Below are 13,287 nucleotides of genomic sequence, written 5' to 3'. Positions count from 1 at the left end.
AGCTTTGACAAAAGCCAGTCTGTCCATACCAACGATATTTCTAATTATACTATCTATCCCTGTAAAAGTACAGTTTTTCATACATTCCCCTATATTTTCCATTTATGTATAGTTTTCCGGCATTTGTGCATACTGATTTCTAAATGGCTGCTATCTTTGGAAGGGGCAATTTTCTTTACCATATCCATTTTTTCGGAGGTATTTATGTTTCAGTATATTTTTCTCGGCTTTGTAGGGCTCTGCTCCGGTGTAATCATAGCCGGCGGAATCACCGGACTTCTTATGGGGCTTTCCATTGTTCCCCGCTATGCAGGGATCACCCGGACTGCAGACCATATTCTCTTATATGAAGACCTGGCACTCCTGGGTACTGTCACCGGAAATCTGTTTTATCTTTTTCAGTGGAAGCTTCCTATGGGATCTCCTTTTCTCATGCTGTACGGAATTTTTTCCGGAATTTTCCTGGGCGGATGGATCATGGCCCTGGCAGAAATGGCAGATGTTTTTCCAATCTTCACCCGAAGGATCCGTTTCCAAAAAGGGCTCTCCATTGTAATCCTCTGTATTGCCCTTGGAAAAGCCACAGGCTCCCTGATTTACTATTTCAACAGATGGCTGCCCTGATTTGGTCAACAATAGCACCATTATAAATAGAATCCCCCAAAAAGTCAAAATAAGAAGTATATTCTCTGCTCTTTTTTCACATACTAAAGAAAAACAGAAGGGAGAATGTCTATGACTTCTGAAAAACAACAACAATATGAAAAATATGTAAAGCAGATAACTCCCACCCACAGCCTGGGCCTAAATATGCTGAAAGCCTTCCTCACAGGCGGCCTCATCTGCATGTTTGGACAGCTGATCCTGCATTACGCATACAGCCTGGGACTGGACAGGGAATCTGCTGCCTCCTGGTGTTCCCTGATCCTGATACTGATCAGTGTCCTGCTTACAGGCCTGAATCTTTATTCCAAAATCGGCAGGTTTGCAGGTGCCGGAAGCCTTGTTCCCATCACCGGCTTCGCCAATTCTGTTGCAGCCTCAGCTATTGAATACAAGGTGGAAGGCCATGTATTCGGAATCGGCTGTAAAATATTTACCATTGCCGGGCCTGTGATCCTGTACGGAATCCTGAGTTCCTGGTTTCTGGGCCTTATCTACTATCTTCTGAAAATAACGGGGGTACTTTCATGACAAAACAATACACCTGTGGAGCTTCCAGCATTTCCTTTCAAGAACCTGTGTTTATCCAGAGCTGTGCCTCTGTAACCGGACAGAAAGAAGGAGACGGTCCCCTGGGCTCCTGCTTTGATATGATCTGTCCGGATCCCATGTTCGGTGCTTCCACCTGGGAAGCAGCAGAAAGCACTATGCAGAAAGAGGCAGCCACACTGGCCATGGGAAAAGCAGGCCTGAAGCCCGCAGACATTCGTCTGCTTTTTGCAGGTGACCTGCTGGCACAGACAGCAGCCTCTTCCTTCGGTGCTGCAGGTATGGGGATTCCCTTCTACGGACTGTTCAGCGCCTGCTCTACCATGGGAGAAGCCCTCTCCCTGTCCGCCCTCTGCATTGCTGCCGGATACGGAGAACATATCCTGTGCGCAACCTCCAGCCACTTTTGCAGTGCGGAAAAAGAATTCCGTTTTCCCCTGGGCTACGGAAATCAAAGGCCCTTATCTGCTACCTGGACAGTTACCGGTGCCGGTGCCTGTGTACTTGGCAGCCAGCCTCCTCTCCCTGCATCCGGAAAATCCCGTCCTCTGCGCTGCGGACACAGCTGCATTGCCATTACCGGCCTGACAACCGGCAGACTGGTGGATTATGGACTAAAAGATTCCATGAACATGGGCGGCTGTATGGCTCCCGCTGCCTGTGACACGATCCATCAGAACTTTCTGGATTTCCACCGGACACCAGCAGACTATGACGCCATCTTTACCGGTGACCTGGGTGCAGTAGGGCAGAAAATCCTGATAGATCTGCTATATCAAAAAGGCTATGATATCTGTTCCTGCCACCAGGACTGCGGTATCCTGATCTATGACTCCCAAAAACAGGACACCCACTCCGGCGGAAGCGGCTGCGGCTGTGCAGCCTCTGTTTTGAGCAGCTATATCCTGCCAGGGCTTCTTGCCGGAAAATGGAAACGGATTCTTTTCGTCCCTACCGGAGCCCTTCTTTCCAAGGTCAGCTTCAACGAAGGTGACACCATCCCCGGCATCGCCCATGCAGTAGTAATTGAAAAATACGAAATCACTTCATAATAAAAGGAGGTTCCTATTTTGGAATATTTTCATGCATTCTGGACAGGAGGTCTGATCTGTGCCCTGGTCCAGATCCTGTTAGACAAAACCAAACTTATGCCAGGACGGGTCATGGTCCTTCTCGTCTGCTCCGGTGCACTTTTAAGCGCTGTGGGCATCTACCAGCCTTTCGTAGAATTTGCAGGTGCAGGTGCCTCTGTCCCTCTCCTTGGATTTGGAAATGTACTATGGAAGGGAACCCGGGAAGCCATTGACAGTCAAGGATTTCTCGGCCTTTTTACCGGAGGGTTCAAAGCCTGCGCTGTAGGAGTTTCCGCAGCACTGATTTTTTCATATCTGGCCAGTCTTATTTTCAAGCCCCAAATGAAAGGATAATTGCTATGAGTGATACCCTCTATCTGCTTCTGGACAAAAACATCCAGACCCTGCACCCCCACATCTATCTGCAGGACATTGCCAGTCTGTCCTGCAGCAACAGCAAACTTCTGAATCGACTCCGTGTCATGCCTGTGGTAAATCTTCCTCCTGACAAACCGGGACGCTATGTGCTTTCTGTTATGGATCTGATCTCCAAAATCCAGCAAAAAGAACCGGATCTGGAGATCACGCCTATAGGAGAACCTACTTTTATCATCACATACAAAAACAAACCCGGACCCGGACTTTTGTGGGAATGGATCAAAATCCTGTTCGTAGGTCTCTCCACATTTTTCGGCGCTGCCTTTTCCATTATGACCTTCAACAACGACGTAGATGTAGGAAAACTCTTTGCCTCCATCTATACCCAGGTCACCGGCAGGATTTCTGATCATTTTACAATCCTTGAGATTACCTACTCCATTGGTATCGGACTGGGAGTTCTGTTTTTCTTTAATCATTTCGGACATAGGAAACTTACTGCTGATCCCACTCCCATGCAGATACAGATGCGCCTCTATGAAGATAATGTAAACACTACCATTATAGAAGAAGCAGACCGTAGAAAAAATATTGACCCGCTGCCAAATAAGTGATATACTGGCAGGCGCCGGATTTATATGCAATATTCAATAAGGTCCTGCTGATCCGGTAAACCGAGTGTTCGAGACCTTCCACTCGTAAAAAAAATACTAAAGGAGACAATATCATATGAAAAACAAAAGTACTATCTTTCTGGCAGAGGCAGCTGCCATCGGAGCCATCTATGTAGTTCTGACTTTACTGTTCGCACCCTTAAGCTACGGAGAAGTTCAGATCCGTTTCTCAGAGGCCCTGACTATCCTGCCTTATTTCACACCGGCAGCTATACCGGGACTGTTTGTAGGCTGTATCATTGCCAATCTTTTCGGAGGTGCAATTCCTGTAGATATCCTCTTCGGAAGTATTGCCACCCTGATAGGCGCAGTTTTCACCTACAAGCTTCGTAACTGCAGCCGTTTTCTTGCACCGATCCCGCCTATCGCAGCCAATTCCATTATCGTACCCTTCGTACTTCGATTCGGATACGGTGTAAACCTGCCAATTCCTCTGATGATCCTCACAGTAGGTATCGGAGAGGTAGTATCCTGCGCAGTTATAGGCCTGATCCTTCAGACTGCACTGCTCAAATATAAAGGCATTATTTTCAGATCACAGAAATCTGCCTTATAAACACACAAGGAGCTGAAACACTGAACCACCAGTGTCCCAGCTCCTTATTTTTACCCATATTCCTTTTTCAGCTTTTGAAGGATCCTCTTTTCCATTCTGGACACCTGCACCTGGGAAATCCCCATCTTCTCCCCAATCTCCGTCTGCGTCATATCCCTATAATATCGCATATAAATAAGCTGTCTTTCCTGGGCTTCTAATTTTCCCAACATTTCATCCAAGAAAATCCTGTTCAAAGCCTGCTCCTGTCCGTTCACCTTCTCCGGCAGCCTGTCCAGCAGGGAGATATCACTTCCCTCACCCTGGCAGATAATTTTCTGAAGAGAATCCACCTCTGCTGCAGCCTCCATGGAAATCACCACAGTCTCTACAGGAAGCTCCAGTGCAGCAGCAATTTCAGCCACCCCTGGCTCCCTTCCCAGCCTTTTCTCCAGCTCTTCTCTGCTTCGGCAGATCCTCACACAGTTTTCCTTAAGACTACGGCTTACCTTCAGGATACCGTCATCCCTAAGGTAACGTTTGATTTCTCCGATGATCATGGGAACTGCATAGGTGGAAAATTTCACCTCAAAGGAAATATCAAAGTGATCAACTGCTTTCAGAAGTCCGATGCTTCCGATCTGAAACAAATCCTCCCTCTCCACCCCTCTTCCCTGAAATCTCTTCACTGTACTGTATATCAGTCCGGTATTTTCTCTGAACAAGGTATCTCTTGCCTCTTTATCTCCCTGGTGTGACCTTTTGATCAGAGCAAGAGTATGATCCATTTCTACCTCCCGATCACTTTTTTCATATGGACAATGGTACCCTTACCTACCTGAGATTCCACCTTGACCTCGTCCATAAACGCCTCCATAAAAGTAAAACCCATTCCTGAACGGTCCTTCTCCGGCTTTGTGGTAAAAAGCGGTTCCATAGCCTGGCGAATATCTGAAATTCCCACTCCCTGATCCTCCACATCCACCCAGAGTGCTTTTTCTGCCAGCCTGCAGGTCAGTCTGATCTTACATACCTTTCCTTCATAGGCATGAATGATGCAGTTGGTCACAGCTTCGGAAACAGCGGTTTTCAGATCCGCCACCTCCTCCAAAGTAGGATTCAGCTGTGTACAGAAAGCCGCCACTGTTACCCTGGCCAATCCCTCGTTCACAGGCGAACTGTCAAATATAAGTTCCATTTCATTGGTATTTTCCATAATAAACTCCTTTCCCCCTTTTCAGGCTTCCCTGCAGATTTCCACAAATTTATACACCCCGGATAAATGCAAAAGCTTCTCAATATAAACACTGACCCCGGTTACCCGGATACAGTTTCCCCTCATCCCCATAGCCCGGTATCTCCCCATGATCATGCCGATTCCTGAGCTGTCCATAAACATTGTCTCCGAAAAATCAAATACCATGGTCCGTATATAATTTTTACGCAATATATTGTCTGATTCCCGCCGGATCTCATCTGCTGCCGGGTGGTCCACTTCTCTGGGCAGGTAAACGGTCAGACAATTTCCCTGAATTTCAAATCTGTTCTTCATATAATCCCCCTGTTTCTGTCCAACGGATAAGATCACGAAAAAAAGAGACACCCATATTTCTATGTGTATCTCTTTTGTATTTTCGCAATGATCCGTTATTTTCCAATTCATGTATCAGATTCATTTAATACTCGGAATCATCATAATTCCCTTCATCATAGGAGCTGTCATCATAAGAACTGTCGTCATAAGAACCATCTCCACTGTCTGAATAACCCTCACCGGAATCCTCTGCTCCTGTATCTCCTGCACTGTCAGCATTATCCCCGGAGGAATCTGCCTGTCCTGCAGCACTGCTGCTCTCAGATCCGTCTGCACTTTCATCAATACCTGTCACACCGGTATCATTACTGATGGTATTGTAAATACTCTTCAGATCATCCGGCAGTACATTTACATATACATTCTGAAGCTTCAGGGCAGCCTCATCCATATTTTGCTGCTTATAGGCAGCATAGGCTTCCAGAAGGGCCTGATAGGTGCTGCTCTTTTTCTGCTCCTGTGCGATCTGGGCGGAAGCTGCCTCCACCGTATCATCTGACTCTTTCACCTGGCTCTGTGCTTTTGTAAGCTCTGCTCCCTGGCTGGATACTGCATCACTGTAACTGACGATCTGCTGATTGGCTTCTCTGTAAATCCTCTGCCTGATGGCCGGTACAACCAGCAGATAAAAGGCCAGCAGACCAGCTGCAAAACCAGCCACCAGAGTAAAAAACAAAGAAACTCTGGATCGTTCCCTGTAAGCAGGTGCCTGGACCATCATCTCCGGTCCCATTCCTGCTTTCTCACTGCCAGTCTCATCCCCATTCCTGAAAAGTCCCTTATTCTGACGTCCAAGCTTTGTGGAAACTCCTGTCTGTTCCTCAATTTCTTTCAGGAAGCGCAGGGTCGTTGTATTCGTCTGATCGATCCTGGCTGCCTTCTTCAGGGTTCTTCTGGCTTTGTTGTATTCTCCTTCCTTGATTCTGATCAGGGCAAGCAAATGATATCCCTTGATCAGCTTTGGATTCTGGGAAAGTATCTTCTTCAGCCGTATGGCTGCCATATCCTCATGGCCCTCTCTGCACAGATTCAGGGCCTCATTATATTTTCGTATTGTCTCATTGATCACCTCAAGCTTATTGGAATTAGCCTGAAGCTTATTAATATATTCCGAAGCCAGATTACGGCTGGGCTGCAGATTCTTGCTGATCACCCACTCACTGAGGGCAGCTACCACCTCACCTGTCTCAAAATATACCAGTCCCAGCAGATTCCTTGCCTGAATATTGTACTTACTGTAAATCAGGCTCTGCTTCAGACAGCTGATCGCCCCTGACAGATCACGGACACTGGCTTTCTCCAGGCCCAGGTTATAATACTGCCTGGAAAGATAATCCGCCTTTTTCTGGATCAGTACATTACATCCGCAGTGCGGACAGTAATCCAGGTCCCTGTCTGTCAGGAACGCACCACAATTCATACAGTTCATCTGTTTCTCCTTATTTCACCCTTCTGCCGCTTTTCGCTTCCCTCAGGACTTCCTGAAGTACATCCAGGATATCCGTCAGTTCTCTGTCATATATGGCACCCTCAGCATCTGTCACATCCAGACAGGGCTCAAATTTCTTAAGTTCCTCTTCATAATCTATCATTTTTTATTTCTCCTGATCACATCTTTAATCTCGCCCACCAGGTACAGAGAACCTACACAGAACAACATGCCCTTCTCTCCACGTAGCTGCAGTGCTTTCGCAAAAGCCTCCTCCAGATCAGGAACAGCCTCCACACAGTCACAGCCTGCGTTCTCAAACAACCGGGCAAAATCCTCTGCAGGCACCTGGCGGTAGCCTCCCACTGAAGTCACTACCACATGCTCAAAGTGAATCCTGTCACAGATCGTTTGTATCATATCCCGGTAATCCTTATCATCTACTGCGGAAAAAAGCAGTGTCAGAGGATATTCCTGCTGAAAATGCTCTGCAGTCTCCACAAATTTCTCCACACCGTCCTCATTGTGGGCACCATCTACGATCACGCCCGGCAGAACTGTCTCCATACGTCCCTGCCAGCGGGTCCTTTTGATTCCCTCCTGCAGCCTATCCATGGAAACAGGAATTTCTTTTCTCAGAACCTCCATGGTTTTCAGGGCCAGGGCACTGTTCATCACCTGATACCTTGCAATAAACGGGATGGAAAAGACCGTATCCCCATAATAATCATTTCGGAATGAAAAATCAATGCCTGCAGAAGTATTTCTCATAATTTCCGTATCTTCCCTCTTTACCTCATACCAGGGACTTCCCAGCTTCCTGGCAGTCTCTCTGATCACTTCCGCTGCATCAGGAGCATTCCCGTCAAAAATCACCGGCACTCCCGGCACAATGATCCCGGCCTTCTCTCCTGCGATCTTTGCCACAGTATCTCCCAGATACTGCATATGATCCAGACTGATAGAGGTGATCACACAGGCCACCGGATTCTCCACAGCAGTGGTAGCATCCAGTCTTCCACCAAGCCCAGTCTCCAGTGTTACGTAATCCACACCGGCTTCTGCAAAGATCAGCATTCCCATGAGAAACAGCATCTCAAAATAGGTAGGATGATAGCTTCCCTCTGCCACCAGTTCATCTGCCAGTGCCTTCACCTTATGAAAGGCCTTCAGAAATGTATCATTATCAATATTCACCTCATTGATCTGAAAACGTTCATTGATCTCCACCAGATGGGGAGAGGTAAACAGACCGCAGGAATATCCGGCCTCTCTGAGGATGGAAGTAAGAAAAGCACAGGTACTTCCCTTTCCATTGGTTCCTGCCACATGGATCACCTTAAATTTGTCCTGTGGACTGCCAAGTCTCCTCAGGCATTCCTTCGTATGCTCCAGACTGTTTTTCTTTGTAAATTTGGGAGTTTCATCAATATAAGCAACCGCTTCTTCGTATGTCATAAAAAATCCACCACTTATTATATAATGTTTAGTTATCTTTCGTATAATCCACAACAGACTTTTTCCTGTGGCTTATACCAATTAGTTACTCTAACATTATATAATAGTGATGGAATATGTCCAGTACCAATCGTAATATTTTATCCGACAAAATCTGTAAACAGTAACTCTGATTTTAAAGTTTAGCTGTCTGTATCAGAAATCTCTGTATCTGCACTGTCCGTATCAGATTCTGTATCCAGCTTCCATGGATTCTGTGCATACAGAGCATAACAGGACCGGTCATAGCTCTTACTCAACGGCTTTCTGGTAGAACTGTTGCTTCGCTGGATCACCGCCAGCCTGTCAAAATCATTAAGCTGGGTTCCTGTGATCATCAGTGTGGTGGGGTTCAGATAAACCGTATCATACCACTCTCCGTTCAGCTTAACCTCACTGGAAGGAGTAAACTCTGTTCCCTTGATATAATAGGTATAATCAGTATCCGAAATACACCGGATGGAATCCAGAGTGGTATCATAAATACCCATCCGCATTTTGGTGCGCAGATAAGGGCTTTCTCCGGTCTCCCCGTAAGAATATCTCTTTCCATAAAGCAGGTCGTACTGCAAGGTTTCCAGATCCACCTGATAATTCTTTGTATTTCTTCTTGCCTGATGATAGCGGAAAATGGTTCCCTCATGGATGCCAACCCGGTCCATGACCTCTGCAGCCATCTGGTAGGCAGCCAGATTTTCTTTTTTCTTCTTCAGGCCAAAATTATCCCACATTACATATTCTGTCTGGAACAGATATTTATTATCCAGATCCTCCACAGTCAGTCCCATAGTAGGCAGATGGTCCCCATACATAACCAGAACCACATCCTCCGGATAATCAGCCAGCTTGTCTGTGAGATCCTTTACAAAATTATCCATCTCATGGATTTCATTCACATAGTATTCCCACTTATTATTTTCCTCTTCCGTAGGCGCACCGGAAACCGTGATCTCCGGGTCCTCCAGAATCTGCTCATCCGGATAAGCACCATGGCCCTGAACGGAAATCGTATACACATAATCCGGTCCTTCTGTGGAATCCAGGCATTTCAGGATTTCATCTGTAAGAACTGCATCCTTCACCCACCCATTAGGGTTTTTCTCATTTTCCCGCGCCATATACTCCTCGGAAGTAAAGGTGTCAAAGCCCAGATTTGGGAAAATAGACCTTCTGCCATAGAAGTTTGCCTCATTATTGTGTACTGCATGGGTGCTATACCCCAGATTCTTCAGTACATAAGGGGCACTCTCGCAGGTTGTCTCTCTCAGGATACTCTTATAGGGATATTCACCGGGGCCAAAATAATGCATGCTCATACCGGTGATGGATTCAAACTCTGTATTTGCAGTTCCTGCTCCTACAGAAGGAACCTTATAATATCCGGAAGAATAGTCCTCCATCAGTTTCCGGAAGGTAGGGATCGGATCCTCAGAAATATCCAGATACTTCACCAGGGTAGGATCAAAGAAGGATTCCAGCTGGAGGAAAAGAATATTCGGTTTTTTCTCTTCCTGAGTCTCCAGCAGGTTCTTCTCTGTTTTCTCGATCCGTTTGATCTCATACTCAGAATAATCCCTGGGACAACTGATTCCTGTGTTAAAGATCGTAGTTGCCAGACAGTAGGGATATCCATAATCCTCATATGCAAAGGCAATGTTTCCAAAATAGTTGGAAAGCACCCTCTTCTCCAGTGCCAGCTGTGTGCTTCCTGCAAAAAGAGCTGCAGCCACAAGGACCAGAGGAATATTATAACGGTACTTTATCTTGTTTTGATACTTCGGTCCTTTGATAAAAAGAATCAACAGTAAAATAACAAAGATCCCGAACAGGATGCCGACTGCCACAACACCTGCAGCAGGCAGGTATTTGTTGGCAATCTTCAAAGCATCTGTAATCAGATGCAGGTCCGGTCCGGTAAAGGGTGTAACACGGTTCAGCAGGAGAACACCGTTGATAATAGCCAGTATCAGCCAGAACAGCGTAACCAGTACTCTCCAGAACACCCTTCTGTGAAACAGATAAACAATCAGTGACGAGGTAAAAATAAATGCGGTATTATAGGCAAAAACCAAAGGCTTCTGTGTCATATAATTCCATGCTTCTACGAACGAGTGACGACAAATTGCTTCCATAATAAAATATCCCACAGCACTTGCCAGTGCATGCAAAAGAAGGGAAATTTTATTACAAATCCTGTATAATTTCATCTAAGCACTCCCTTATTTCTGTAACTGCTCTAACTGTCCTTTAACCTTATCCATCATTTCTTTGTATTTTGCAAGCTTGTCCTTCTCCGCATCCACCTTGGCAGCAGGTGCCTTGTTTACGAAGTTTGGATTATTCAGCATACCTTCGCATCTTGCAATCTCTTTTGTGAGACGTTCTGTTTCTTTTGTAAGACGCTCAATCTCTTTGTCCTTGTCAATCAGGTCTTCCAACGGCATATATACAACCGCATTGGAAACAACTACGGAAACTGCATCCTCGCTGATTCCATTCTTGTCTGTCTGTACCAGGATCTCTTTTGCAAATGCAAGATTTACAAAGGATTTCTTGCTGTTTTCATACATTGCTGCTGTATCAGCATCCTTTGCCACAATATGCAGGCTTGTCTTGCGATTGTTTGGAACGTTCATCTCTGTTCTGGTATTACGGATACCTCTTACAACCTCTTTGAAGCCCTCGATTGCTTTCTCAGCATCCGGGAAGTTTCTCTCTTCTCTGTATACAGGCCATTCGGAGATCATGATAGACTCTTCTTCCGGAAGAAGTGTGCAGTAGATTTCCTCTGTGATAAACGGCATATATGGATGAAGAAGCTTCAGACCTTCTGTCAATGCTGTTCTTAATGTCCACAGTGCATCATTTGCAGCCTTCGGATCTTCCTCTGCCTTCCACAGACGAACCTTTGCCATCTCAATATACCAGTCGCAAAGCTCATCCCACAGGAAGTCATAAACCTTCTGTACTGCAATGCCAAGCTCATATTTTTCCATGTTCTCTGTAGCTTCGCGGATCACTGTATTTAAGTGAGACAGAATCCATTTATCCTCTGCACAGAGATCATTTAAGTTCTCCGGCTCTGTCACTGTCTTGCCTTCCAGATTCATCATAATGAAACGGGAAGCATTCCAGATCTTGTTTGCAAAGTTACGGCTTGATTCTACCTTTTCCCAGTAGAAACGCATATCATTTCCAGGTGCATTACCTGTCATCAGAGTAAGACGAAGTGCATCTGCGCCGTATTTATCAATAACTTCCAGAGGGTCGATACCATTTCCAAGAGACTTACTCATCTTACGTCCCTGGGAGTCACGTACCAGACCATGGATCAGTACATGGTGGAACGGAACTTCTCCTGTCTGCTCCAGAGCAGAGAATACCATACGGATAACCCAGAAGAAGATAATGTCATATCCTGTAACCAGTACATCTGTGGGATAGAAGTATTCCAGCTCCGGTGTTTTCTCCGGCCAGCCAAGTGTGGAGAATGGCCATAATGCAGAACTAAACCAGGTATCCAGCGTATCCTCATCCTGATGAAGATGTGTGCATCCGCATTTCGGGCATTTCTCTGGCATTTCTCTGGCAACTACTACTTCGCCGCACTCATCACAGTAATAAGCCGGGATTCTATGTCCCCACCATAACTGTCTGGAAATACACCAGTCACGGATATTCTCAAGCCAGTGCAGATATGTCTTGTCAAAACGGGACGGAACGAATTTCAGATCTCCGTCATCCAGAGCTTTGATCGCTGCCTTTGCCATCTCGTCCATCTTTACAAACCACTGTGGTTTGATCATAGGCTCTACAGTTGTACCGCAGCGGTCATGGGTTCCAACGCTGTGGTTGTGAGGAACTACTTTTACCAGAAGTCCAAGCTCTTCCAGATCTGCTACCATTGCCTTACGTGCTTCATAACGGTCCATACCGGCGTATTTTCCGCCAAGTTCGTTGATGGTCGCATCGTCATTCATAATATTGATTTCTTCCAGATTGTGACGGCGTCCAACCTCGAAGTCATTAGGGTCATGAGCAGGTGTGATCTTTACACATCCTGTTCCGAATTCCTTGTCTACATATTCATCAGCGATTACCGGGATTTCTCTGTCTGTGAGCGGAAGCTTCAGCATCTTGCCGATAAGATCTTTGTAACGCTCATCTTCCGGGTTTACGGCAACAGCAGTATCACCCAGCAGAGTTTCCGGACGTGTAGTTGCGATCTCTACGAAACGTCCCTCTTCCCCTACGATCGGGTAATTGATGTGCCAGAAAAATCCGTCCTGATCCTCATGCTCAACCTCTGCATCAGAGATGGAAGTCTGGCATACAGGACACCAGTTAATGATTCTGGAACCTTTGTAGATATAGCCTTTTTCATATAATTTGATAAATACTTCCTGTACTGCTTTGGAACATCCCTCATCCATTGTGAAACGTTCTCTCTCCCAGTCTGCGGAAGCACCCAATTTCTTTAACTGATTAATGATCTTTCCGCCGTACTCCTCTTTCCATGCCCACGCATGTTTTAAGAATTCCTCACGGCCGATATCGTGTTTGTCGATACCTTCTTTTTTCAGCTTGTCGATAACCTTAACCTCTGTAGCGATAGCTGCATGGTCAGTTCCCGGCTGCCATAATGCTTCATAGCCCTGCATTCTCTTGAAACGGATCAGGATATCCTGCATAGTTTCATCCAGTGCATGTCCCATGTGAAGCTGTCCGGTTACGTTTGGCGGCGGCATAACAATAGTAAACGGTTTCTTGTCCGGATTTACTTTTGCATGGAAATATCCATTGTCCATCCATTTTGTGTAAAGACGCTCTTCGATTCCCTTAGGATCGTAAGTTTTTGCAAGTTCTTTGCTCATAATGTCCTCCTGATATGATAT

The 13,287-nt window shown here is 46.0% G+C and carries 14 protein-coding genes; 6 read left to right on the top strand and 8 right to left on the bottom strand.

Annotated elements, in window-relative coordinates; genetic code table 11:
* The first annotated feature begins 204 nt into the window (after positions 1-204).
* The 6 genes from ACTNDS_RS00435 (at position 205) to ACTNDS_RS00410 (ending at position 3,893) form a co-directional block, all read left to right on the top strand.
* Entirely contained in the window at positions 205-624 is a 420-nt protein-coding gene (locus ACTNDS_RS00435; protein WP_441032458.1) for a stage V sporulation protein AB, read from the top strand.
* A 111-nt stretch (positions 625-735) separates the two neighbouring features.
* On the top strand, positions 736-1,194 hold the full coding sequence (locus ACTNDS_RS00430) for a SpoVA/SpoVAEb family sporulation membrane protein (protein ID WP_441032455.1): 459 nt from the start codon (positions 736-738) through the stop codon (positions 1,192-1,194).
* Positions 1,191-2,264 (top strand): stage V sporulation protein AD, encoded by a 1,074-nt coding sequence (locus ACTNDS_RS00425; RefSeq protein WP_433845307.1) that lies wholly within the window; start codon positions 1,191-1,193, stop codon positions 2,262-2,264. Before ACTNDS_RS00430 ends, ACTNDS_RS00425 begins: the two co-directional genes overlap by 4 nt.
* A gap of 18 nt (positions 2,265-2,282) precedes the next feature.
* The gene (locus tag ACTNDS_RS00420) at positions 2,283-2,639 is read left to right on the top strand and encodes a SpoVA/SpoVAEb family sporulation membrane protein (RefSeq protein WP_441032453.1); all 357 of its coding nucleotides are present in this window, start codon (positions 2,283-2,285) and stop codon (positions 2,637-2,639) included.
* A gap of 5 nt (positions 2,640-2,644) precedes the next feature.
* On the top strand, positions 2,645-3,277 hold the full coding sequence (locus tag ACTNDS_RS00415) for a stage V sporulation protein AA (RefSeq protein ID WP_173743556.1): 633 nt from the start codon (positions 2,645-2,647) through the stop codon (positions 3,275-3,277).
* A 115-nt stretch (positions 3,278-3,392) separates the two neighbouring features.
* Positions 3,393-3,893: a QueT transporter family protein gene (locus tag ACTNDS_RS00410; protein ID WP_433845309.1), complete on the top strand. Its 501-nt coding sequence runs from the start codon at positions 3,393-3,395 to the stop codon at positions 3,891-3,893.
* Between the two features lie 50 nt (positions 3,894-3,943).
* Here ACTNDS_RS00410 and ACTNDS_RS00405 read toward each other — a convergent pair whose 3' ends face one another.
* The 8 genes from ACTNDS_RS00405 to ACTNDS_RS00370 form a co-directional block, all read right to left on the bottom strand.
* Positions 3,944-4,660: a SigB/SigF/SigG family RNA polymerase sigma factor gene (locus ACTNDS_RS00405; RefSeq protein ID WP_441032448.1), complete on the bottom strand. Its 717-nt coding sequence runs from the start codon at positions 4,658-4,660 to the stop codon at positions 3,944-3,946.
* Positions 4,661-4,662: 2 nt separating this feature from the next.
* Complete coding sequence (gene spoIIAB / locus ACTNDS_RS00400) at positions 4,663-5,088, bottom strand: anti-sigma F factor (protein ID WP_019162514.1); 426 nt, start codon at positions 5,086-5,088, stop codon at positions 4,663-4,665.
* Positions 5,089-5,109: 21 nt separating this feature from the next.
* Complete coding sequence (locus ACTNDS_RS00395) at positions 5,110-5,424, bottom strand: STAS domain-containing protein (RefSeq protein ID WP_173743560.1); 315 nt, start codon at positions 5,422-5,424, stop codon at positions 5,110-5,112.
* Positions 5,425-5,548: 124 nt separating this feature from the next.
* A complete protein-coding gene (locus ACTNDS_RS00390; protein ID WP_441032444.1) occupies positions 5,549-6,895 on the bottom strand; it encodes a tetratricopeptide repeat protein in 1,347 nt (448 codons plus the stop codon).
* A 10-nt stretch (positions 6,896-6,905) separates the two neighbouring features.
* On the bottom strand, positions 6,906-7,058 hold the full coding sequence (locus tag ACTNDS_RS00385) for a hypothetical protein (RefSeq protein ID WP_441032441.1): 153 nt from the start codon (positions 7,056-7,058) through the stop codon (positions 6,906-6,908).
* Positions 7,055-8,353, bottom strand: coding sequence for a bifunctional folylpolyglutamate synthase/dihydrofolate synthase (locus ACTNDS_RS00380; protein WP_173743562.1), 1,299 nt, complete (start codon positions 8,351-8,353; stop codon positions 7,055-7,057). Before ACTNDS_RS00380 ends, ACTNDS_RS00385 begins: the two co-directional genes overlap by 4 nt.
* Positions 8,354-8,535: 182 nt before the next feature.
* Positions 8,536-10,599, bottom strand: a complete 2,064-nt coding sequence (locus ACTNDS_RS00375; protein ID WP_441032438.1) for a sulfatase-like hydrolase/transferase — start codon at positions 10,597-10,599, stop codon at positions 8,536-8,538.
* A gap of 12 nt (positions 10,600-10,611) precedes the next feature.
* The gene (locus tag ACTNDS_RS00370; protein WP_019162520.1) at positions 10,612-13,266 is read right to left on the bottom strand and encodes a valine--tRNA ligase; all 2,655 of its coding nucleotides are present in this window, start codon (positions 13,264-13,266) and stop codon (positions 10,612-10,614) included.
* Positions 13,267-13,287: the final 21 nt, after the last annotated feature.

Source organism: Blautia sp. HCP3S3_C12 (genome assembly GCF_052064155.1).
Classification (GTDB): domain Bacteria; phylum Bacillota; class Clostridia; order Lachnospirales; family Lachnospiraceae; genus Blautia_A.
This window is presented reverse-complemented; position numbering and strand designations above follow the sequence as displayed.

Coding starts and splice junctions, on each gene's coding strand:
- ACTNDS_RS00435 (WP_441032458.1), top strand. CDS start 205: ATGTTTCAGTATATTTTTCTCGGCTTTGTAGGGCTCTGCTCCGGTGTA.
- ACTNDS_RS00430 (WP_441032455.1), top strand. CDS start 736: ATGACTTCTGAAAAACAACAACAATATGAAAAATATGTAAAGCAGATA.
- ACTNDS_RS00425 (WP_433845307.1), top strand. CDS start 1,191: ATGACAAAACAATACACCTGTGGAGCTTCCAGCATTTCCTTTCAAGAA.
- ACTNDS_RS00415 (WP_173743556.1), top strand. CDS start 2,645: ATGAGTGATACCCTCTATCTGCTTCTGGACAAAAACATCCAGACCCTG.
- ACTNDS_RS00410 (WP_433845309.1), top strand. CDS start 3,393: ATGAAAAACAAAAGTACTATCTTTCTGGCAGAGGCAGCTGCCATCGGA.
- ACTNDS_RS00405 (WP_441032448.1), bottom strand. CDS start 4,660: ATGGATCATACTCTTGCTCTGATCAAAAGGTCACACCAGGGAGATAAA.
- spoIIAB (WP_019162514.1), bottom strand. CDS start 5,088: ATGGAAAATACCAATGAAATGGAACTTATATTTGACAGTTCGCCTGTG.
- ACTNDS_RS00395 (WP_173743560.1), bottom strand. CDS start 5,424: ATGAAGAACAGATTTGAAATTCAGGGAAATTGTCTGACCGTTTACCTG.
- ACTNDS_RS00390 (WP_441032444.1), bottom strand. CDS start 6,895: ATGAACTGTATGAATTGTGGTGCGTTCCTGACAGACAGGGACCTGGAT.
- ACTNDS_RS00385 (WP_441032441.1), bottom strand. CDS start 7,058: ATGATAGATTATGAAGAGGAACTTAAGAAATTTGAGCCCTGTCTGGAT.
- ACTNDS_RS00380 (WP_173743562.1), bottom strand. CDS start 8,353: ATGACATACGAAGAAGCGGTTGCTTATATTGATGAAACTCCCAAATTT.
- ACTNDS_RS00375 (WP_441032438.1), bottom strand. CDS start 10,599: ATGAAATTATACAGGATTTGTAATAAAATTTCCCTTCTTTTGCATGCA.
- ACTNDS_RS00370 (WP_019162520.1), bottom strand. CDS start 13,266: ATGAGCAAAGAACTTGCAAAAACTTACGATCCTAAGGGAATCGAAGAG.